The 20,927-nt window shown below is 59.3% G+C and carries 18 protein-coding genes; 10 read left to right on the top strand and 8 right to left on the bottom strand.

Going from position 1 to position 20,927, the window contains the following annotated elements; translation table 11 throughout:
* Positions 1-3: 3 nt before the first annotated feature.
* The 4 genes from KW846_RS25470 to KW846_RS25455 all read right to left on the bottom strand — a co-directional run bounded on the left by KW846_RS25470 (position 4) and on the right by KW846_RS25455 (position 5,219).
* A complete protein-coding gene (locus KW846_RS25470) occupies positions 4-744 on the bottom strand; it encodes a molecular chaperone (protein WP_218485937.1) in 741 nt (246 codons plus the stop codon).
* A 54-nt stretch (positions 745-798) separates the two neighbouring features.
* Positions 799-2,067, bottom strand: a complete 1,269-nt coding sequence (locus tag KW846_RS25465; RefSeq protein ID WP_256356857.1) for a hypothetical protein — start codon at positions 2,065-2,067, stop codon at positions 799-801.
* Positions 2,068-2,095: 28 nt separating this feature from the next.
* Positions 2,096-4,618, bottom strand: a complete 2,523-nt coding sequence (locus KW846_RS25460; RefSeq protein WP_218485936.1) for a CS1-pili formation C-terminal domain-containing protein — start codon at positions 4,616-4,618, stop codon at positions 2,096-2,098.
* Between the two features lie 109 nt (positions 4,619-4,727).
* Entirely contained in the window at positions 4,728-5,219 is a 492-nt protein-coding gene (locus tag KW846_RS25455) for a CS1 type fimbrial major subunit (RefSeq protein ID WP_218485935.1), read from the bottom strand.
* 368 nt (positions 5,220-5,587) lie between these two features.
* Here KW846_RS25455 and KW846_RS25450 point away from each other — a divergent pair, with 368 nt between their 5' ends.
* Positions 5,588-6,163 carry a PadR family transcriptional regulator gene (locus tag KW846_RS25450; protein WP_218485934.1) on the top strand — a complete coding sequence of 192 codons (576 nt, stop codon included), beginning with the start codon at positions 5,588-5,590 and terminating at the stop codon, positions 6,161-6,163.
* On the top strand, positions 6,160-6,945 hold the full coding sequence (locus KW846_RS25445) for a siderophore-interacting protein (protein WP_218485933.1): 786 nt from the start codon (positions 6,160-6,162) through the stop codon (positions 6,943-6,945). Before KW846_RS25450 ends, KW846_RS25445 begins: the two co-directional genes overlap by 4 nt.
* A gap of 150 nt (positions 6,946-7,095) precedes the next feature.
* Here the strand turns inward: KW846_RS25445 and KW846_RS25440 are convergent, their stop codons facing one another.
* On the bottom strand, positions 7,096-7,737 hold the full coding sequence (locus tag KW846_RS25440) for a Pr6Pr family membrane protein (protein WP_218485932.1): 642 nt from the start codon (positions 7,735-7,737) through the stop codon (positions 7,096-7,098).
* A 2-nt stretch (positions 7,738-7,739) separates the two neighbouring features.
* The gene (locus KW846_RS25435) at positions 7,740-7,970 is read right to left on the bottom strand and encodes a VF530 family DNA-binding protein (protein WP_007975135.1); all 231 of its coding nucleotides are present in this window, start codon (positions 7,968-7,970) and stop codon (positions 7,740-7,742) included.
* A gap of 264 nt (positions 7,971-8,234) precedes the next feature.
* Here KW846_RS25435 and KW846_RS25430 point away from each other — a divergent pair, with 264 nt between their 5' ends.
* From KW846_RS25430 to cmoB, 8 genes are all read left to right on the top strand, one after another.
* Positions 8,235-9,617 carry a carbohydrate porin gene (locus tag KW846_RS25430; protein ID WP_218485931.1) on the top strand — a complete coding sequence of 461 codons (1,383 nt, stop codon included), beginning with the start codon at positions 8,235-8,237 and terminating at the stop codon, positions 9,615-9,617.
* A 281-nt stretch (positions 9,618-9,898) separates the two neighbouring features.
* On the top strand, positions 9,899-12,310 hold the full coding sequence (locus KW846_RS25425; protein ID WP_218485930.1) for a glucose/quinate/shikimate family membrane-bound PQQ-dependent dehydrogenase: 2,412 nt from the start codon (positions 9,899-9,901) through the stop codon (positions 12,308-12,310).
* Positions 12,311-12,596: 286 nt separating this feature from the next.
* Positions 12,597-15,014: an endopeptidase La gene (lon, locus tag KW846_RS25420; RefSeq protein ID WP_256356856.1), complete on the top strand. Its 2,418-nt coding sequence runs from the start codon at positions 12,597-12,599 to the stop codon at positions 15,012-15,014.
* Positions 15,015-15,201: 187 nt separating this feature from the next.
* A complete protein-coding gene (locus KW846_RS25415) occupies positions 15,202-15,660 on the top strand; it encodes a hypothetical protein (RefSeq protein ID WP_218485929.1) in 459 nt (152 codons plus the stop codon).
* Between the two features lie 181 nt (positions 15,661-15,841).
* A complete protein-coding gene (locus KW846_RS25410) occupies positions 15,842-16,234 on the top strand; it encodes a protease inhibitor I42 family protein (RefSeq protein WP_007971760.1) in 393 nt (130 codons plus the stop codon).
* Positions 16,235-16,236: 2 nt separating this feature from the next.
* Positions 16,237-16,872: a lysoplasmalogenase gene (locus KW846_RS25405; protein ID WP_007971758.1), complete on the top strand. Its 636-nt coding sequence runs from the start codon at positions 16,237-16,239 to the stop codon at positions 16,870-16,872.
* A gap of 269 nt (positions 16,873-17,141) precedes the next feature.
* On the top strand, positions 17,142-17,885 hold the full coding sequence (gene cmoA, locus KW846_RS25400) for a carboxy-S-adenosyl-L-methionine synthase CmoA (protein WP_015093665.1): 744 nt from the start codon (positions 17,142-17,144) through the stop codon (positions 17,883-17,885).
* Positions 17,882-18,838: a tRNA 5-methoxyuridine(34)/uridine 5-oxyacetic acid(34) synthase CmoB gene (cmoB, locus tag KW846_RS25395; protein WP_218485928.1), complete on the top strand. Its 957-nt coding sequence runs from the start codon at positions 17,882-17,884 to the stop codon at positions 18,836-18,838. The genes cmoA and cmoB overlap by 4 nt, the downstream gene beginning before the upstream one ends.
* A 161-nt stretch (positions 18,839-18,999) precedes the next feature.
* Here the strand turns inward: cmoB and tadA are convergent, their stop codons facing one another.
* Positions 19,000-19,497: a tRNA adenosine(34) deaminase TadA gene (tadA, locus tag KW846_RS25390; protein WP_007973921.1), complete on the bottom strand. Its 498-nt coding sequence runs from the start codon at positions 19,495-19,497 to the stop codon at positions 19,000-19,002.
* Positions 19,497-20,873 carry a multicopper oxidase family protein gene (locus KW846_RS25385; RefSeq protein WP_218485927.1) on the bottom strand — a complete coding sequence of 459 codons (1,377 nt, stop codon included), beginning with the start codon at positions 20,871-20,873 and terminating at the stop codon, positions 19,497-19,499. Before KW846_RS25385 ends, tadA begins: the two co-directional genes overlap by 1 nt.
* Positions 20,874-20,927 lie beyond the last annotated feature (54 nt).

The following is a 20,927-nucleotide window of genomic DNA, read 5'->3' as shown; positions in this document are numbered from 1 at the left end:
GCTTCACCCCTTGATCTCCAGGTTCTGGCTTTTGCTTCCTTCAACCATCGTAAAACGGTAGTGCCGACCAGCCTGCTTTTCGAACTGGAATGTCCGGCCGGCCAGAATGTGATGCTTGGTTGTTGGCCGGCACTCCTGCTCGTTCTTGATCGAGCAGTCCATGAATTCCTCGATCACCACCACACTATTGCCGTTGTTGCGGATCCGGTACTGCCCCGCCTCGTTCTCGATCACGCTGTCAAAGCGTGTCTCTTTCGGGCGAACAAAGAACACCGTGCCATAACCCGCCAGTACGTTAACCCCGGCCGACAGGTTTTTCTTGTAGTCGTCGCGTTCCTGCTCGGAGACGGCGAACTCATCTTCCTTTTCCGGCACGACCGGCACATAACGCACGCGGAAGTAACGTTCCTTGTCACGCTCGCCCATGTACAACAAACGCGAACCCTGCATGCCATTGGCCGGCACGATCAGTCGCGCCGGACTGGCCATCAGCCCGTCACGCGACGTAGCGTCCGCCTGGTTGACCAGCGGAACTTCCCGGGCTTTGCCATCGGCATCGTAGATAATTTCGAGAATATTGATCTTGACGAAAGCCGTGCTGTCGCCACCATTGAATACACGCTTCAGATAAGTACTTTTATCGCCATCCAGATAGTCGTAGACCACCCCGACATTGATCTGCGGCGCGGCCAGGGCCGCGTGAGAAATCAGCGAAAAACCAAACAGTGCCAACAGGCGTTTCATTATGTAATACCTCAATTATTGAACACAGCCCAATCGGGCCGACCCGAATACGGGCTAAACTTCCGAATCCCAGATCACCGTGACATTGCCCGTATAGGTTTTACCCACTCCTTCGCGCAACATCGGCTCGACGTGTTCCTTGGTTATTTCAAAGTGCAGGGTTCCCGGTTTGCGATCGAGATAAAAACCGGGCTGGAACAACTCGGTGCCACTGCCATCGAGAAACAAGGGCCGACGCTGAACCGCTTGGCCAACAGCATCGGTCAGGCCGTTGGGCAGGCTTACGCTGGTATTCAAGGGCACCAGATCAGCAGAATCGGCGTCGCGTAATGCGCACGTATTGCCAACGACGTACTGACATTCGAGCTGCATCTTGAAGCGGCTCGAAGAAGAGATATTGAAGGTTTGGTCGCGGAACAGGCGCGTGGGTTTACGTCCCTGATTCAGCCAGGCTTGCCAGCCGCCTTGGGGTACCAATTCAATTTGATTGCCCCCGGGTGGAATATCGACTCGAAGGGCATGTTGAACGGTCAGGGTAAAGTCGAGCTGGATTACATCATCCGGAGGAGCGACGACATCACCCAAATCAAAATCGCCGTTTGGCTTAATGGTGTAGACCTGTGTGCCATCATAGATCCCCGTGGACATTTTTAGAGGATCTGGGGTACGCAGCTCATAGGTAAAGTCCAGATACTGGAAGCCGAATCCTGGAATTTGAAATTTAGCCTGTTTGGCACAGACTTCCTCCTTTGGAGTAAGCCAAAAGAACTCGTAGCCCGTAAAACCGTAGTAAGCTTCTTTACCGATGCTGACGCAGGAATTCGGAGCAGTTGTCCATCGGCTTCCCCACAATCGTAAATGCGCCTGAAATAAATTCGAAACGCCGGTGAGTTCCTGAGCAGAATGACTCAGGGTGTAAACCCCCCCCATCCCTGCAATGCGCACTTCCACGGTAGCTGTTTCGCTGGTATCGCGGTGCCTGACTTGGAATGAACGCCAAGCTGCTGGGGTTTTGATCATCGCGCCTTTTCGCACATCTGCGTGATCAGGCTCGATGGGACCATTGAGAGGAATGTTACCAACGTGGGAGCGCAGGCTGAAGATGTTGTGAGCCTGGCAAATAGCAGGATTGTTTTTGCAGAACCCGACATTGGGTGTTGTGTTCTTGAATTCGTTTTTCAAGGGGTTACCCGGCTCAGGATTAAAGGTTGCTGTAACAGGCAACACTCTCGCACCAGCTTCCATGGCTAATACAGCTAGGCAGCAACCGATTACAATCGCCCTTGCAGCAAGCATTTGCGAGGCTTTCCAAAGGTTCAACATAAAGACTCCAAACCGTAAGTTGCGCTTTTCAACCGGCGCTCTGCACAATTTCAACGACATTCGCCAACGTATCCGCGGTGCAGCGCAAATCCCCAATCATCAACACATCGTTTTCCCGCTGGGCGTTGTCCGGATCGAGACGGAACTGGCAGAGCACCTGATCTCCGGAGCGCACCTCCAGCGTCGGTGAACCGGCGTTCATTTCCATGGAGAAGAAGCCGTCGACTTCACTCACCCCACGACTGGCGTGATTGATGATGTGATGGCCCTTGAGTGGTTTACCCTGGGGGTCGACCAGGCGGCCGAGCACGGTGACGGTTTTGCTGATGGTGACCTTGCGGTACTCCACGCCGCCCTTGTTCAGGTGATAGCTGGAGCGAGGCGGTTGAATGCTCGCGGCCGGCACGTGGTTGCCCTCGAAATCGAAGCTCACCGAGCTGCTTTTATACGCCGTGAGCGGCACGAAGTTACGACCCGGGCGCAGCACGGCACTTCCGCCGCTCAGGTCGTCGGCACGCAGGGCAATGTCGGCGATATCCGACTCCACGTCGATGATCATGCCCGCCCCGTCGCGGTGGGATTGGCTGGTCATGACCATTTTCCGCGCACCGATTGCCACGGTGCTGTCCAGGTTGAGTCCGCCCGTCAGGTCATTGTTATAGGAGGATCGCTGGATAAAACCGTCGCCATTGACCAGGTCCGATTGCATCGTGGTCATGGCGGACAAGCCCATGCCATAGGTATCGGAGGTCGCCGTGGCCGAGACACTCTGCAGCAAGTGATCCTGAAGCTCTTTGCGATAGGTCAGCGAGGCATTGTTATCACGCCCGCCCTCCCGCGCCGTGCGCGAACCGACGCTGCCGGACCATTGTTCTCCCGAGCCGCCCAGCGCAATGTTGAGGCTCAGGTCTATACCACGGTTTCTATCACTACCTGAACTGACACTGCCCGGCCGGTCGAACAGCGACAATCGCCAGTTGGCATCGCTGCCAAAGAGCTCAGTGCGCTGAGTCCATCCCAGATCCAGCCCCGTGCCTTCGGTATTGCCCTGGCTATGGGAAACACGGGCATTGACCGAGCTTTTGGTGGTCAGTCGGTGATTGACCGATAGCGATGAGTTGCTGGTCTGGCCGACGAACACATTGCGCTGACGCACCCGCGTACCATCGGGCAAGGTGTCGTAGAGTCGGGTCGTGTCGAGCCAGCTGCGGTTATGGCTGGCAACGAGGCTGCCCCTTCCATAGGAATACAAACCCTGCACATCGAGGCCGGTACCGTAGTCTTCGGTCTGGTAGATGTTGGCGAAAAGACTGGCGTTGTTGACGACCGTCCAGTCGATCGATGTGCCGTATTGCAGGGAGTCACGCACCTGCCGGCCGGTCAAACCGAGGATCACTCGCGGGTGCAACAGGTAGTTGAATGCCGCTCCGGCGGTCATATCCCCCTCGGATTGCTCATCCCAGTTGCTGAGCAACCTGGACTCACGACCGGCGAAAAGATTGTAGCGCCAGCGCTCGTCATGATTGCGCCAGTTATTCGGTTTGTAGACCAATTCCTGAGTGCTGGACGTGATCTGACCGTCTTCGACCAGTCGCACTTCTACCTCGTAGATGCCGCCCGGCAGCGGGCGCGTATCGAGGGTTTGCAACCCGGCGGGCACGGCTTGGGTATTGATCAACAGGCCGTCGCGGTAGATTTCCACCGAGCCCTGGCGATTGGCGGTGACGTAGATCGGATAAATCGCCGGCTTCGGATTGTTGATCACCAGGCTGTCGGAGCTGCCATACATGACACCTAGCGCCGTATCGGGGCTTACGCCAAATGTACGAGGCTGGCGAGTCATTCCTTCGGTGGTGGGAGTGAAGTAGCCCAGGCGCAGGAAATTACCCTCCAGTTCGCGCTGGGTATAGAGCCCATGCACAGCGTGATAGAGCTTATTGTCCACGCCCCCCATTCGGGACAACTGCAGGTTGACGGCTTGAGTCCAGTTACCCAGGCTGCTGCTGGCGTCGAGGCCGTAGCGCCCGCCCGTATCCTGGTTCTGGCCGCCATTGAGGTTCAATTGATTGCGCACAATCAGGCCGCTGCTACCGCCTTCCGGCAAGCTGTAGTAACGCTGCGCCTGCTCATCGCGTTCGGCATTTGCCGTCAGGATGGAGACGAGTGAGTTTTCCAGGCTGTAGTGCACGGCAAGCAATTGCTCCGGACATTTACCCTGGCAACTGCCAAGGGCTACACCCTGGCTCAGATAGTTTGACCAGATATCTCGTTCGCCTGCCTTGAATTTGCTGTCACTGACATCGGTAAAGTCAACGAGGGTGAAGCGATCATCGCGGCTTAACACCACCATCGCCTCACCCAGAAACTGTTGATCAAGTTCCACGCGGACCGCCAACGGCACATCAAAGAAGTGCTCCTCGAATTCAGTCGGTAAACCCTTGGCTTGAGCCAGTAGACTTCGAGGTGTATGGCCATTGTCCGTCGGCGCAGCCAAGGCATTTGCACAAAAGACAAGGGCAAGCGCCGTCGCGATGGGAGTCATCGGGAACATGAACGAATTACTCTGAATATAAAGGCGTTAAAAACCGAACGACTAACAAAATAGTTCGTCGTTCGGCAAGTGTTATCGAATAAGGACTTGGCCTTAATTAATAACCTTGTTAAGGACCAACTTTAGGAATGGCGTCGAAGACCACCACAGGTGTGGCGGTATATTTTCCGAACTTGCCAGGGGCCGGCTTGGCTGCGGCAATCACCAGTTCGGCCCGGGTGCCAGGGTTAGCCACGGCTTCAGTTACAACTTGCTGGGAGCTTGCCGTCAGTACTACGCCGTTGAAGGTATAAGTCAGGGCGATCGAGTCAGAACCATTGAACAGCGGCTGTGGACCACCTTCAACATAGGCGCCAATTGAACCGTCAGTGTGTCTCACATCGTACATCTCACGCAGCGAGCTCAATGAGCCATCCACCACGTTGTAGGCCATTTTTTCGTCGGTACCGAAGCCTGGGGTCACTGGCTGGGCATGGAAAACGCTGCTCGGGACGTCGGCGCTGATGTTGATGGAGCTACGTATTTCATCGGCGGCAAATGCCACGGAAGAACTCAGCGCCAGGATTGCTACAGGAACGGTAAATGCAACTTTCTTGAACATACTTTAATACCTTTAAATTTCAATGGCAGATTGTTAAGAGCAAGCCAAAAACAACAAGAACATGCCGTCATATATTCAGCAGGTAGTTGATTAATTATTTAGCGAAGTTTTAACGCAACAGATACTCAAGCAATCATGAGGAAAAGTATGTAGGAATTATCCGCGCCGCATGTAGTAATAAAAACCAAATATCAGCGAGTAATCGTTGTGTCTCTCAAGTCGTTACCCCATGTTAAAAACCCCAACCTCTCCCTTGACGTCAACGCCTGGAAGCGACCATCGCTCAGCACCGTTGCTCACCATCCCTTGCACACAGCATAAGATATATCTTAAGTTGTATCTAAACATGACGAGAGAGAACGCAAAAAATGAGAGACCATCATTCCCCCCATCGCGAACACGGCGACGGCCGCGACGGCTTCGAGAAACGCCCTGGCCGCGAACGCGGTGGGCGTGGCCCGCGAGTATTTGCCCCCGGCGACCTGAAACTGCTGCTGCTGGCGTTGATCGCCGAACAGCCGTGCCACGGCTACGACCTGATCCGCCAGATCGAAGGCATGTTCGACGGCGCCTACAGTCCCAGCCCCGGCGTGATCTACCCGACCCTGACGTTTCTTGAAGAAAGCGAATTGATTACCGGCGACGCCGAAGGTGGGAAAAAACGCTACAGCGTGACCGACGCCGGACGCCAGTCCCTGACCGAGCAAGCCGTCGCCCTTGATGGTGTGCGGGTGCGCATCGATGTCAGCAAGCGATCGTTGCGCGGCCATGATCGCCCGGCCGAAATCCACGAGGCGGTGCACAACCTGCGCCATGCCCTGCAACTGCATCACGGCCGCTGGAGCGCGGAAGAAATCCAGCGCGTCGCGACCCTGCTCAACGACACCGCCAAAGTCATCGTCGACGGCCCTGCCGTTCAACCCGTTCAGGAGAAAGCCGAATGACTGAAGTGATCGCGCAATCCATTCACCGCGTCATGCACGAAATCAAACGCCGTCGCCTGGAAGTGTTGCGTGTGGTCGACCTGACCCCGCGCATGCGCCGGATTACCCTGGGCGGGCCGGAGCTGGCAGGCTTCGTCAGCCTGGGTACCGACGATCACGTCAAACTGTTGTTCCCGCAGAACGCCGAGCAGGCTGCGGCACTGGAAACCCTGGTGCTGGGCGCTGGCAAGGACAACGGCCCGCTGCCCGAGATGCGCGACTACACGCCGCGCCGCTATGACCTGAACACTCTGGAACTGGACATCGACTTCGTGTTGCACGGCGACGGCCCGGCCTCGACCTGGGCCGAACAGGCCAAACCGGGGCAGTTCCTGCACATCGGTGGGCCGCGGGGTTCGATGATCGTGCCGGACATGTTCGACAGTTACTTGCTGATCGGCGACGAAACCGCCCTGCCCGCCATCGCCAGGCGGCTCGAAAGCCTGGCGGCCAACCGCCGTGCGCTGGTGATCGTGGAAGTGGAAAACGGCAAGGAGCAGCAGGTGCTGGAAAGCGCTGCCGAGGTCAACGTGATCTGGGTGCTGCGCGAAGGTGGCAAGGACAATCTGCTGACCACCGTGCGCCAGATCCAGGTGCCGGCCGGCAGCCTGTACGCGTGGGTGGCGACCGAGAGCAAGGTGTCGCGGCGGATTCGTCGGGTGTTGCTCGATGAGCATGGGCTGGATGAGCAGTTCGTCAAGGCGGTGGGCTATTGGCGGCTGGATGGCACTGACGAGGAGTGACCACCGTACCTGTGGCGAGGGAGCTTGCTCCCGCTCGGCTGCGAAGCAGTCGCAAAATCAGCAACCGAAGTTATCCAGACACAACCCGGTTGCAGGTTTTAGCACTGCTGCGCAGTGCAGCGGGAGCAAGCTCCCTCGCCACAAAAGTGCCTACATTCGAGCACGCCACCGATCCAGCGCCACCACCCACAACGCAATCACCACAAACCCCGCCAACAATCCCCCTGCATTGATGAACACCTGTGGATAACCCAGTTTGTCCACGTCAATGAACGGGTATGGATAAGTCGCCAGCACATGCCCGCGCAGCAACGAGTAAGCGAAGTACACCAGTGGATAAATCACCCACAACGCGATATGCCCCCAGCGCAATGAGCCTTTCGGTACACAGAACCACCAGTACCCCAGAAACAGCAGCGGCATGACGTCATGCATCAGCTCATCGGCCAGCCATTGCCAGCCTTCGGGATGCCATAGATGGCGAAGCAACACGCTGTACGCCAGGCCGACGACCGTGATGCTGACAGCAATGCCACTACTGACCCAGGGCTGTAAAAACCAGCGTCGCGCGGCGGACTCGCGGGACGTCAGTTCACAGGTCAGCACCGTCGCCACCAGGGTGTTGCTCAGCACAGTGAAGTAGCTGAAAAAACTCATCAGCCCACCAGTCAGACTGGCCCCCAGCGTCCAGCGCGAATAGAAAATCAGGTACATCTGGATGCTCAATCCCGCCCAGCCGAGCATGGCAGCCACGACCACAAAACGGCGGCGCAACGCGCACGGAGTGACCATGTTCAGAGCGGTCGTTTGGTGCGCATCAACTTCACATACAGGCGTTCGACCTTCTCCCGGGCCCACGGGGTTTTACGCAGGAACGTCAGGCTCGACTTGATGCTCGGGTCGCTCTTGAAGCAGCGGATATCGATGCGTTCGGCCAGCCCCGACCATTCGTAGTGTTCAACCAGGGCGTTGAGGATTTGCTCCAGCGTCACGCCGTGCAGCGGGTCGATGTTGTGTTCGGTCATGCCGGGCCTTCAAGCAGAGTGGGAATTGGAAGTCGCGCACCTTACGTTAAATGTAGGTGAAACGGAAAAGATCGCAGCCTTCGGCAGCTCCTACAAAGGCATGCGATCTTTTGTCACTGTTACCAAATCCGAAAGGCTGCATGTCAGTAAAAGCCCTTTCTCTATTTGTAACAGATCATTATCCTTGCGTCCGCTTTAGCTGAAACGCTTCTGCAAGCCATTTCTTCCGTTTAATCTCCAAAAAAGATCAAGAATTTCTTCTCTATGCCTGATTTCCAGCTTTCGAAAGACAGCGCTGTCTTAAAACCGGTTGCCTGCCGAAAAACCTTCAACCTGATTGGCGGACTCACCGCTTTGGGCCTTGCCACTTGCGCTCAGGCGGCACCTGCCTTCGATAGCGATTCGCCGTGGATGCTCGGCGACTGGAACGGCACTCGCAGCGAACTTGCGGAAAAAGGTTACGACTTCAAAGTCGATTACACCGGTGAAATGGGCAGCAATCTGCACGGCGGCTACGACCATGACCGCACGGCCCGCTACAGCGACCAGTTCGGCCTGGGCACCCATCTGGACTTGCAGAAAATCCTCGGCTGGGACGACGCCGAGTTCCAGCTGACCATCACCGAACGCAGCGGCAACAACATCAGCAACGACCGCATCAACGATCCGCGCGTCGGCGGCTTCACCTCGGCCCAGGAAGTCTGGGGCCGCGGCCAGACCTGGCGCCTGACGCAGATGTGGTATCAGCAGAAGTTCCTCGACGAAAAACTCGACATCAAGGTCGGCCGTTTCGGCGAAGGCGAAGACTTCAACAGCTTCCCCTGCGACTTCCAGAACCTGGCGTTCTGCGGCTCCCAGGTCGGAAACTGGGCGGGCGACATCTGGTACAACTGGCCGGTCAGCCAGTGGGCACTGCGGGTCAAATATCACCTGACGCCAGAGCTTTATGCACAGGTAGGCGCGTACGAGCAGAACCCGTCGAACCTGGATCGCGACAACGGCTTCAAGCTCAGCGGCAGCGGCACCCAGGGCGCAGTCCTGCCGGTAGAATTGGTGTGGACACCGAAACTCAACGGCCTGCCGGGTGAATACCGCGCCGGTTACTACTACAGCAGCGCCAACGCCACCGACGTCTACAAGGACAGCAACGGCCAGCCTGCCGCCCTGAGTGGCGAAGCCTACCGCAGCGCCTCGAGCAAGCACGGCATGTGGCTGGGTCTCCAGCAGCAAGTCACCAGCCTGGCCAGCGATCATTCCCGCGGCCTGAGCCTGTTCGCCAACGGCACGATGCACGACAAGAAGACCAATGCCATCGACAACTACGTCCAGGCCGGTCTCATCTACAAAGGTCTGTTCGATGCCCGGTCCAGGGACGACATCGGTTTTGCCATGGCCCGCGTCCACGTCAACCCGGCCTATCGCAAGAACGCCGAGGCGACCAACCAGGCCAATGTCGTTTTCGACTACGACGATCCGTCATACCTGCCACCCCAGGACACCGAATACAGCGCCGAACTCTATTACGGCGTGCACCTGACCAACTGGCTGACCGTGCGCCCGAACCTGCAATACATCCGCCATCCCGGCGGCGTGAACGAGGTCGACGACGCGCTGATCGGCGGGATCAAGGTCCAGTCGTCGTTCTAAAAAACACCGCACCCCCCTGTAGGAGCGACATGTGGCGAGGGGGCTTGCCCCCGTTCGGCTGCGAAGCAGTCGCAAAGCATTGCACTCGGTGTGCCTGACACGCCGCAGTTGCAGGTATTGGGGTCGCTTCGCAACCCAACGGGGGCAAGCCCCCTCGCCACAGAGCTCGCTCCTACAAGGACTGCGTCAACCACACCGGTTTTATGAACCCTGCCCGCGCCGGATCGTCATCTACAGTGAACTGGCGCGGGTCTACTTGAAACATCACGGAGAATCACACTATGAGCACTGATGGTGCCTTGGGTCGAAGCCGTCTGTTGCCGACGCTGCTCGGCATACTGCTTCTGCTAATGGGCCTGGCCATGCTGGCCGGGGGGATCAAGCTGAGCATGCTCGGCGGCTCGCTGTACTACCTGCTGGCCGGCATCGGCATTGCGCTGAGCGGTGTGTTGCTGATCGCCGCCCGCCGCGCGGCGCTGGGCCTGTACGCACTGGTGCTGTTCGCCAGTACGGTTTGGGCGCTGTGGGAAGTCGGCCTCGACTGGTGGCAACTGGTGCCGCGCCTGGCGCTGTGGTTTGCCCTCGGGGTGGTGATGCTGCTGCCGTGGTTCCGTCGTCCACTGCTGATCAACGGCCCTGCCCCTGTGCGCACTGGCGCCTTGAGCGTGGCCGTGGTCCTGGCCGGTGCCACCGCCGTGGCCAGCCAGTTCACCCACCCGGGCGAGACCTTGGGCGAACTGGGCCGCGACACCGCGGACATGACCAGCACCGCGCCGCAGATGCCCGAAGGCGACTGGCAGGCCTATGGCCGCAGCGAATTCGGCGACCGCTACTCGCCGCTCAAGCAGATCACCCCGGCCAACGTCGGCAAGCTGCAAGAAGCCTGGCGTATCCAGACCGGCGATCTGCCCACCGCCGATGACCCGGTGGAACTGACCAACGAAAACACCCCGCTCAAGGCCAACGGCATGCTCTATGCCTGCACTGCCCACAGCAAGGTGCTGGCGCTGGACCCGGACACTGGCAAGGAATTGTGGCGTTTCGACCCGCAGATCAAGAGCCCGGTGGGCTTCAAGGGCTTCGCCCACATGACCTGCCGTGGCGTGTCGTACTACGACGAAGCGGCCTACGCCCAGTCTGAAAACGCGGCCTCCGCCGTGATTTCCGAGGCTGGCAAAGCCGTCGCCCAGGCCTGCCCGCGTCGTCTGTACCTGCCAACCGCCGATGCACGCCTGATCGCACTCAACGCCGACACTGGCAAGGTCTGCGAAGGTTTCGGTAAAAACGGTGTGGTTGACCTGACCCAAGGCATCGGCCCGTTCACCCCCGGTGGCTACTACGCCACCTCGCCGGCAGCGATTACCCGTGACCTGGTGATCATGGGCGGTCACGTCACCGACAACGAGTCGACCAACGAGCCCTCCGGCGTGATCCGTGCCTTTGACGTACACGACGGTCATCTGGTGTGGAACTGGGACAGCAACAATCCTGACGCGACCGAACCGCTGCCAGAGGGCGAACACTACAGCCGCAACTCGGCCAACATGTGGTCGCTGGCCAGCGTCGACGAAAAACTCGGCATGGTCTACCTGCCACTGGGCAACCAGACCCCTGACCAGTGGGGCGCAGACCGTACCCCGGGCGCCGAGAAGTTCAGTGCCGGCCTGGTCGCGCTGGACCTGGCCACCGGCAAGGTGCGCTGGAACTACCAGTTCACTCACCATGACCTGTGGGACATGGACGTCGGCAGCCAGCCAACCTTGCTGGACATGAAAACCGCCGATGGCGTGAAACCTGCGCTGATCGCCCCGACCAAACAGGGCAGCCTGTACGTCCTCGACCGTCGCGACGGCACGCCGATCATCCCGATCAAGGAAATCCCGGTTCCGCAAGGCGCCGTGAAAGGTGACCACACCGCACCGACCCAGGCCCGTTCGGACCTGAACCTGCTGGCCCCGGAACTGACCGAAAAAGCCATGTGGGGTGCCAGCCCGTTCGACCAGATGCTGTGCCGCATCCAGTTCAAGGAATTGCGCTACGAAGGCCAGTACACCCCGCCGTCGGAACAGGGCAGCCTGATCTATCCGGGTAACGTCGGCGTCTTCAACTGGGGCGGCGTTTCGGTCGACCCGGTTCGCCAGATGCTGTTCACCAGCCCGAACTACATGGCCTTCGTCTCGAAAATGGTGCCTCGCGCCGAAGTCGCGGCCGACAGCAAGCGCGAGAGCGAAACCGCGGGCGTGCAACCGAACACCGGCGCACCTTACGCGGTGATCATGCACCCGTTCATGTCGCCGTTCGGCGTACCCTGCCAGGCGCCGGCCTGGGGCTATGTTGCCGGCATCGACCTGACCACAGGCAAAGTCGTGTGGAAACGCAAGAACGGCACCAGCCGCGACAGCTCGCCATTGCCGATCGGCCTGACACTCGGCGTGCCAAGCATGGGCGGTTCGATAGTCACCGCTGGCGGCGTCGGCTTCCTCAGCGGTACGCTGGATCAGTACCTGCGCGCCTATGACGTCAATACCGGCAAGGAGCTTTGGAAATCGCGCCTGCCGGCTGGCGGTCAGGCTACGCCGATGACCTACACCGGCAAGGACGGCAAGCAGTACGTGCTGTTGGTCGTCGGTGGCCACGGCTCACTGGGCACCAAAATGGGTGACTATGTGATTGCGTACAAACTGTCCGAGTAAGTTTTAGCGGCAGTCAAAATGAAGGCGACTCCTACGAAGGAGTCGCCTTTTTTATTATCACTCTGTAGGAGCTGCCGAAGGCTGCGATCTTTTGACCTTGGAAAATCAAAAGATCGCAGCCTGCGGCAGCTCCTACAAAAGCAAAGGCGCAGAGTGTGTGCCGAAATCCAGCTAACCTGTCTCTGCGCTGAACACGCCTTCGAAACACGGCGTTGCAGAAAATGACCGTTGAAACCACCGCCAACCTGCCCCATCTAAGACCCATACCCATTGTGCAGGTGCCCCCATGAGCGACCAGCAAGAATTCCCCGAAGACCCGAGCGAATACGCCGATCCGCAAAGCGCTCCACAGCACAAACCCGGCAAAGGCCTGGCCCTGCCCGGTCAGAACCTGCCGGACAAGGTCTACATCATCCCGATCCACAACCGGCCATTCTTCCCGGCCCAGGTCCTGCCGGTCATCGTCAACGAAGAGCCGTGGGCCGAGACCCTCGACCTGGTGGCAAAGTCTGAACACCACTCCCTGGCCCTGTTCTACATGGACACGCCCCAGGAGGATCCGCGCCACTTCGACACCTCGGCCCTGCCGCTCTACGGCACCCTGGTCAAGGTGCACCACGCCAGCCGCGAAAACGGCAAACTGCAATTCGTCGCCCAGGGCCTGACCCGTGTGCGTCTGAAAACCTGGCTCAAGCACCATCGCCCGCCGTACTTGGTGGAAGTCGAATACCCGCACCAGCCCACCGAGCCGACCGACGAGGTCAAGGCCTACGGCATGGCGCTGATCAATGCGATCAAGGAACTGCTGCCGCTCAACCCGCTGTACAGCGAAGAGTTGAAGAACTACCTCAATCGCTTCAGCCCCAACGACCCGTCGCCGCTGACCGACTTCGCCGCCGCGCTCACCTCGGCCACCGGTAGTGAACTGCAGGAAGTGCTCGACTGCGTGCCGATGCTCAAGCGCATGGAAAAAGTCCTGCCGATGCTGCGCAAGGAAGTCGAGGTCGCGCGCCTGCAAAAAGAGATTTCTGCCGAAGTTAACCGCAAGATCGGTGAACATCAGCGCGAGTTCTTCCTCAAGGAGCAACTCAAGGTCATCCAGCAGGAGCTGGGCCTGACCAAGGACGACCGCAGTGCCGACCTCGAACAGTTCGAGCAGCGGCTGGTGGGCAAAGTCCTGCCGACGCAGGTGCAGAAACGCCTCGAAGAAGAAATGAACAAGCTGTCGATCCTCGAGACCGGTTCGCCGGAGTATGCGGTCACCCGAAATTACATCGACTGGGCGACCTCGGTGCCGTGGGGCGTGTACGGCGAGGACAAACTCGACCTCAAGCACGCGCGCAAGGTGCTGGACAAACACCACGCCGGCCTCGACGACATCAAGGACCGCATCCTCGAATTCCTCGCAGTCGGCGCCTACAAAGGCGAAATCAGCGGTTCCATCGTGCTGCTGGTCGGCCCGCCGGGCGTGGGCAAGACCAGCGTCGGCAAGTCCATCGCCGAATCCCTGGGCCGGCCGTTCTACCGCTTCAGCCTTGGCGGCATGCGTGACGAAGCCGAGATCAAGGGCCACCGCCGCACCTACATCGGCGCGCAGCCGGGCAAACTGGTGCAGGCACTCAAAGACGTCGAGGTGATGAACCCGGTGATCATGCTCGACGAGATCGACAAGATGGGCCAGAGCTACCAGGGCGACCCGGCCTCGGCCTTGCTGGAAACCCTCGATCCGGAACAGAACGTCGAATTCCTCGACCACTATCTGGACCTGCGGATGGACCTGTCGAAGGTGTTGTTCGTGTGCACCGCCAACACCCTCGACTCGATCCCCGGCCCGTTGCTCGACCGCATGGAAGTGATTCGCCTGTCGGGCTACATCACCGAAGAAAAAGTCGCCATCGCCAAGCGTCACCTGTGGCCCAAGCAGCTTGAGAAAGCCGGCGTGTCCAAGGGCAGCCTGAGCATCAGCGACAGCGCGCTCAAGGCGCTGGTCGACGGCTATGCCCGTGAAGCCGGCGTGCGCCAGCTGGAAAAAAACCTCGGCAAACTGGTGCGCAAAGCGGTGATGAAACTGCTCGACGAACCGAAAGCGGTGATCAAGCTCGGCCCGAAAGATCTCGAAGCGTCGCTCGGCAAACCGGTGTTCCGCAACGAGCAGGTGCTGGCGGGGGTCGGCGTGATCACCGGCCTGGCCTGGACCAGCATGGGTGGCGCGACCCTGCCGATAGAAGCCACGCGTATCCACACCCTCAACCGTGGGTTCAAGCTCACCGGGCAGTTGGGGGATGTGATGAAAGAATCGGCGGAGATCGCCTACAGCTACGTCAGCTCGCACCTGAAGTCCTATGGCGGCGATCCGAAGTTCTTCGACGAAGCCTTCGTGCACCTGCACGTGCCGGAAGGCGCCACGCCGAAAGACGGCCCGAGCGCCGGCGTGACCATGGCCAGCGCCCTGCTGTCGCTGGCACGCAACCAGCCACCGAAAAAAGGCGTGGCCATGACCGGTGAGCTGACATTGACCGGGCATGTGCTGCCGATTGGCGGGGTGCGCGAGAAGGTGATTGCGGCGCGGCGGCAGAAAATTTTCGAGCTGATCCTGCCGGAGGCCAACCGGGGTAATTTCGAGGAACTGCCGGAGTATCTGAAGGAGGGTATTACCGTGCACTTTGCCAAGCGCTTTGCGGATGTGGCAAAAGTATTGTTCTGATAAAACTGTGCAGTATCAAAAAGGCCAGGTTCATAACCTGGTCTTTTTTTAATCAAACTTCAACAATGAATTCGACATGCCTTTCCATCAAGTTGAAACCTGTTAGTTCAAACAGTACTTCCAGGCATTCCCACTCTATACATTCAGGGCTCAAATCATTTGTGCGTAAAGCACGCAGGAGAGCTCCATGGAAATCAACCAGCGAAGAGGTCTTGTCAATGAGCATATCAATGACAACATGCTATTTCGCCGCTGCTGCCCAAAAAACCACTTGAATGCCACTCTGGAGAACCGTGAAGACTTCCACTCCGAAGAGTTTTTCGCCAGCGTCGGAAACAGGGAAATCATCGCCATTTTCAAGACCGGTGCACACAACACCCCACTCGACCGTGCCTTTGACATTTACATGCCAAAAGACATCGAGACGGGCATCTATCCACTGAATACCCCTGGCCAATTGATAGAAATCGCTTATACCGAGAACTTTCCGGCCTATACCACTCACTGGGCATTCGAGGGTGTCATTGACTTGATTGTGAGCGATGACAAACAACAATACTCTGGCAAAACCGTTATGAAGTTCAAAACTCGACAGGGTGTTGTATTTACATCCGAAAGCCAATTCTGTTTTTCTCTTTCGGCTTAACGACACGGCACTCACCCGTTAATATAATTAGCGGGTTCGCCTACAAAATTATCCTCTTCCTCATATAGACGTCCCCTCGCAATAGCGTCAGCCCTACCCTCCCCATGCGTGTGATCGTCACACTTTGTCTCATCTTCGGTTATGCTCGCCGTTCGTCGCGAATTCAGGAGCGCCTGATTTGATGTCCCCAACCCGTCTGCTACTGCCCATAAGCCTTGCCTTGCTGGCAGCCTGCGCTTCCCAACCGAAACACAACGTGACCGTGGAAAAACAGAGCGAATGCCCGGTGAAACTCAGCAATGGGCAAAACCTGATCCTGACCCTGCCGAGCAACCCGACCACGGGTTATCGCTGGGCGATCCAGGATTCGGCCGGCGGCGTGCTGCACGCCTTGGGGCCAGAGGTGTATCGAAATCCGGAAGATGCCGGCATCGTCGGTTCGGCCGGAGTTTCGACTTGGCGCTTCCAGGCTTTTGCGACCGGCACGGGACGTCTGCGCCTGACCTCGCAACAGCCGTGGGCGCCGGAAGTGCTGCCGGTGGACTCGTTCGACTGCGCGATCTCGGTCAACTGACCGTGGGCTGGTTGATTCTGGCGCTGATGGGCGCGGTGACCTTTCTTTATGGTCTGAGCGTGCACGCCTCCATGCTGTGCCTGCTGGTCAAGCCGCTGCCGGTGCTGGCCTTGCTCGGCTGGCTGCACGACGCACCACCCGGCGAATATCGGCGCTGGATCAGCCTGGGCTTGATTTTCTCCTTGGTCGGCGACGTGTTGCTGGCCTTGCCGGGGGACTTGTTCGTGTTCGGCCTCGGCGCATTTCTGGTCGCCCACCTGGCGTATCTGAAAGCCTACTTGAGCGATTGCCGGCGCCTGGCTCTTTTACCCCTGATCATCGCCCTCGGCGTTGGTGCAGTGCTGTTGGGGATTCTGATTTCTCATGGACTGGGGCCACTCCTGGTTCCGGTGATCGTCTACGGCCTGGCAATCAGCGCCATGCTCTGGCGCGCGCTGGCCCGGCTTGGCAGTGATGTGCCCAAGCGTTCGGCCCTGCTGGCTGCCGGTGGTGCGGTGGCGTTTGTGTTTTCGGACAGTGTGATTGGCATCAGCCGGTTCGTGGTGCCGTTCGATGCGGCGCCTTACGTGATCATCCTCAGCTATTGGCTGGGGCAGTGGGGCATCACGGCCTCCGCGTTCTCCCAAGGCAAACGCTGATCCCTGTGGCGAGGGGGCTTGTCGGAATGCCGCACCACCCCGTTCGGCGGCGCAGCCGTCGTAAACCCTGTTAGTCGGGTGTATCTGTGATTACCCGGTTGCATGGTTTTGGGACTGCTTCGCAGTCCAACGGGGGCAAGCCCCCTCGCCACAAGAGCACTCTCGGCTTTCGAACTGCATCAACCCACCCGCTTTATCAGACAACCCGCGCATCCCCACGCCAACTTGGCTAAAATGCCGGCCTTTTCACCGATACCGCTGGAACCGCCGTGAGCAAAGAACCCGATCGCCTTTTCGCCCAGCCTTTGGCCCAGGTGCCTGACTTCGCCTTTAACGAGGACGTGGTGCGGGTGTTCCCGGACATGATCAAGCGCTCGGTGCCGGGCTATCCGACCATCGTCGAAAACCTCGGCGTGCTCGCCGCGCAGTTCGCCCAACCGGGCAGCGTGCTCTACGACCTGGGCTCGTCCCTGGGTGCCGTGACCCAGGCCCTGCGTCGGCATGTGCGCACCGACGGTTGCCGCGTCATCGCTGTGGATAACTCCGCCGCCATGGTCGAGCGTTGCCGCGAATACCTCAATGGCCAGGACTCGATGTTCCAGGAGTTGCTGCCGGTCGAGGTGATCGAGGGCGACATCCTGGCGCTGGAGTTCCAGCCGGCCTCGGTGGTAGCGCTGAACTTCACCCTGCAATTCATCGCCCCGGACCAACGCACCGCGCTGTTGACGCGCATCCGTCAGTCGCTGCTGCCCGGCGGCGCCCTGATTCTCTCAGAAAAACTGCGTTTCGAAGACGAGCAGGAACACGCGTTGCTCACCGACCTGCACATCGCCTTCAAACGCGCCAACGGCTACAGCGAGCTGGAAATCGCCCAGAAGCGCAGCGCCATCGAAAACGTCATGAAGCCCGACAGCCTCGAAGAACACCGCGAACGCCTGTTGGCCGCCGGGTTCTCGAAAGTCGTGCCGTGGTTCCAGTGTCTTAACTTTGCCTCGTTGATTGCCCTGCCATGATTGATCTGTCTCCCCTCGCCCGCCGTCTGGCCGGCACGCCGCTGGCCGAATGGGCCAACACCCTGCAGGCGCAACTCGACAAGAAAATGGAAAAGGGCCATGGCGACCTGGAGCGCTGGCAAAGCGCGTTGGACGCCCTGCCAAAGATCCAGCCAAGCGAAGTCGATTTGCTCAACGGCCTGAAGCTGGACACCGATTGCGACGATGAAACCCGCGCGCAAATGCGTTCCGCGTTGATGGGCCTGTCGCCGTGGCGCAAGGGGCCGTTCGACCTGTTCGGTGTGCACGTCGACACCGAATGGCGCTCGGACTGGAAGTGGTCGCGGGTCGCCCCGCATCTGGACCTTGCGGGCAAGCGCATCCTCGATGTCGGCTGCGGCAACGGCTATTACATGTGGCGCATGCTCGGCGCTGGTGCCGACAGTGTGATCGGTGTCGACCCGAACTGGCTGTTCTTCTGCCAGTTCCAGGCGGTGCAGCGCTACCTGTCCGAGCCAAACGCCTGGCACCTGCCCTTCCCGTTCGAAGACCTGCCGCCGAACCTGGAAGGCTTCGACACGGTATTTTCCATGGGCGTGTTCTACCATCGCCGCTCGCCCATCGAGCATTTGCTGGCGCTGAAGGACTGCCTGGTCAAGGGTGGTGAGCTGGTGCTGGAAACGCTGGTGGTCGAAGGCGACAAGCACCAGGTGCTGGTGCCGGAAGACCGCTACGCGCAGATGCGCAACGTGTGGTTCCTGCCGTCGGTGCCGGCGCTGGAGTTGTGGCTGCGTCGTGCCGGGTTCACCGATGTGAAGTGCGTGGATGTGAGCACCACCACGATCGAGGAACAGCGCGGGACGGAGTGGATGAAGTATCAGTCGCTCAGTGACTTCCTCGATCCTGCCGATCACAGCAAGACCGTTGAAGGGCTGCCGGCGCCGATGCGGGCAGTGATTGTGGCGCGCAAGTAAAAAGCAAGATCAAAAGATCGCAGCCTTCGGCAGCTCCTACATGATCCCCTGTAGGAGCGAGCCTGCTCGCGATGGACTCAAGAACACCGCGGGGAACCAGATTGCCTGCGTCATCGTTCACGACCATCGCGAGCAGGCTCACTCCTACAGGGGGTCTGTGTTTAGTCGGAAGGTTTTGCTCTTCGGGCCTTGAAGAACTCGCTTAATACCGCCCCGCACTCCTCCGCCAACACCCCCCCCTCATGCAACACCCGGTGATTCAAAAAGCCCTGGGTAAAAAACTGCCCCTGGCTCTGCACAATCCCCGCCTTCGGCTCCAGCGCGCCATACACCACCCGTGTTATCCGCGAATGCACGATCAGCCCGGCGCACATGCTGCACGGCTCCAGCGTCACATACAGCGTGCTGCCGGGCAGGCGGTAGTTGCTGACAGCCTCGGCGGCGGCGCGAATCGCGACCATCTCGGCATGGGCACTGGGATCGCTGGTGCTGATCGGGCAATTGAAGCCACGCCCGATGATCTCACCGTCCTGCACCAGCACCGCGCCCACCGGCACTTCACCCAGGGCAGCGCCTTGGGCGGCCAGGGCCAGGGCTTCACGCATGAATTCGCGATCACGGCTGCGGTCGATGATGGCGGCGGGACGAATCTGACGCATCACGCCACCTCGATGGCGGCCATCAGGCCGGTTTCCATGTGATCGATCACATGGCAGTGGAACATCCAGACCCCGGGGTTATCCGCCACCAGCGCCACTTGCGCGCGCTCGTTCTTGCCCAGCAGATAAGTGTCGGTGAAGTACGGAATCACCTTGTGCCGGTTCGAGGCGATGACCTTGAAGCTCATGCCGTGCAGGTGAATCGGGTGCTGATACTGGGTCATGTTCTTCAATTCGAAAATGTAGCTCTTGCCCTTTTCCAGCTTGGCAATCGGGCGGTCGGCGCAGGTCTTGTCGGTGATGTCCCAGGCCTTGCCGTTGATCTGCCACAGGCTCGGCGGTTTGCCGTTGTCGACGTTGACCGACACCGAGCCGACCCATTCGAAATTGAAGTTGAGTTTCTCGGCATTGGCCAGGTCCGGTTCGGCGATCGGATTGGCCGGCAGTGCCGGTGGCCATTGGCTTGGTGCGTCGGTATTGGCCACTGAACGCAAGGTACCCAGGCGCACCGGACCATTGCGCAAGGACAACTCTTCACCGGCCGCAGGCGCCTTGATCGCCAGGCAGATGCGCATACCGGGGCCGAGCCAGTATTCCTTGCCCAGCGGGCGCGGTTCGATGGGGTTGCCGTCCAGCGCATAGATCTGCGCTTCGACGCCGGGAATGTTCAGGCGATAGGTCAGGGTGTTATCGAGATTGAGAATGCGCACCCGGGTGATCTGCCCGGCCGGCAAATCGATCACCGCCTGCGGCACACCGTTGATGGTCGCCAGGCGTCCCGCCGTGCCGCCACGGGCCGCTTCCCGGGGGATGCTGAACTCGACGAAATTGCCGACCTCGTCGACATGCCAGCTCTTCAGGCTCAGGGTCTTTTCGTACTTGAAACCGGTGGGCTCGCGCTCTTCGATGATCAGCGGGCCCACCAGGCCACGGCCGAGTTCTTCGCTGCTGTTCACATGCGGGTGATACCAATAGCTGCCGGCATCCGGTACACGGAATTTGTAGTCGAAGTACTCGCCCGGCAGCACCGGCAATTGCGAGACGTACGGCACGCCGTCCATTTCCAGCGGCAGGCGGATACCGTGCCAGTGAATGGTGGTCGCCACCGGCAAGTGATTGATGAAGCGCACCCGCAGCCATTCACCCTGGCGCACCCGCAACTCAGTGCCCGGTGCCGACGGACCGAATGCCCAGGCCTGGGTCTTGTGCCCGGCCACCAACTCCACGTCCAACGGCGCCGCAATCAGCTCATAGTCGTGACCGGCATCCGCGTCGGCCATCTTGCCCAGCCAGTAGCGTGACGCACTACCCGCACCGACACCAACGACAACAAGACCGGCCAGGCCACCGAGTATTTGGCGACGGGTAAAGGACATGAACTCAACTACCTCACAAATCAACGACAGGCCAGCGACCCGGAAAAGGCGAAT

It is taken from the genome of Pseudomonas sp. PDM32, assembly GCF_019219225.1.
In the GTDB taxonomy this organism is placed as follows: domain Bacteria; phylum Pseudomonadota; class Gammaproteobacteria; order Pseudomonadales; family Pseudomonadaceae; genus Aquipseudomonas; species Aquipseudomonas laurylsulfatiphila.
The sequence above is the reverse complement of the archived record's forward strand: the minus strand, read 5'-3'. Positions and strand labels throughout refer to the sequence as shown.

What these genes read in the sequence shown, in the direction of transcription:
- KW846_RS25470 (WP_218485937.1), bottom strand. Translation starts at nt 744, where the DNA reads ATGAAACGCCTGTTGGCACTGTTTGGTTTTTCGCTGATTTCTCACGCG.
- KW846_RS25415 (WP_218485929.1), top strand. Translation starts at nt 15,202, where the DNA reads ATGGAAATCAACCAGCGAAGAGGTCTTGTCAATGAGCATATCAATGAC.
- KW846_RS25440 (WP_218485932.1), bottom strand. Translation starts at nt 7,737, where the DNA reads ATGGTCACTCCGTGCGCGTTGCGCCGCCGTTTTGTGGTCGTGGCTGCC.
- KW846_RS25410 (WP_007971760.1), top strand. Translation starts at nt 15,842, where the DNA reads ATGTCCCCAACCCGTCTGCTACTGCCCATAAGCCTTGCCTTGCTGGCA.
- KW846_RS25455 (WP_218485935.1), bottom strand. Translation starts at nt 5,219, where the DNA reads ATGTTCAAGAAAGTTGCATTTACCGTTCCTGTAGCAATCCTGGCGCTG.
- KW846_RS25435 (WP_007975135.1), bottom strand. Translation starts at nt 7,970, where the DNA reads ATGACCGAACACAACATCGACCCGCTGCACGGCGTGACGCTGGAGCAA.
- KW846_RS25425 (WP_218485930.1), top strand. Translation starts at nt 9,899, where the DNA reads ATGAGCACTGATGGTGCCTTGGGTCGAAGCCGTCTGTTGCCGACGCTG.
- lon (WP_256356856.1), top strand. Translation starts at nt 12,597, where the DNA reads ATGAGCGACCAGCAAGAATTCCCCGAAGACCCGAGCGAATACGCCGAT.
- KW846_RS25460 (WP_218485936.1), bottom strand. Translation starts at nt 4,618, where the DNA reads ATGTTCCCGATGACTCCCATCGCGACGGCGCTTGCCCTTGTCTTTTGT.
- cmoB (WP_218485928.1), top strand. Translation starts at nt 17,882, where the DNA reads ATGATTGATCTGTCTCCCCTCGCCCGCCGTCTGGCCGGCACGCCGCTG.
- KW846_RS25450 (WP_218485934.1), top strand. Translation starts at nt 5,588, where the DNA reads ATGAGAGACCATCATTCCCCCCATCGCGAACACGGCGACGGCCGCGAC.
- KW846_RS25465 (WP_256356857.1), bottom strand. Translation starts at nt 2,067, where the DNA reads ATGTTGAACCTTTGGAAAGCCTCGCAAATGCTTGCTGCAAGGGCGATT.
- tadA (WP_007973921.1), bottom strand. Translation starts at nt 19,497, where the DNA reads ATGCGTCAGATTCGTCCCGCCGCCATCATCGACCGCAGCCGTGATCGC.
- KW846_RS25445 (WP_218485933.1), top strand. Translation starts at nt 6,160, where the DNA reads ATGACTGAAGTGATCGCGCAATCCATTCACCGCGTCATGCACGAAATC.
- KW846_RS25430 (WP_218485931.1), top strand. Translation starts at nt 8,235, where the DNA reads ATGCCTGATTTCCAGCTTTCGAAAGACAGCGCTGTCTTAAAACCGGTT.
- KW846_RS25385 (WP_218485927.1), bottom strand. Translation starts at nt 20,873, where the DNA reads ATGTCCTTTACCCGTCGCCAAATACTCGGTGGCCTGGCCGGTCTTGTT.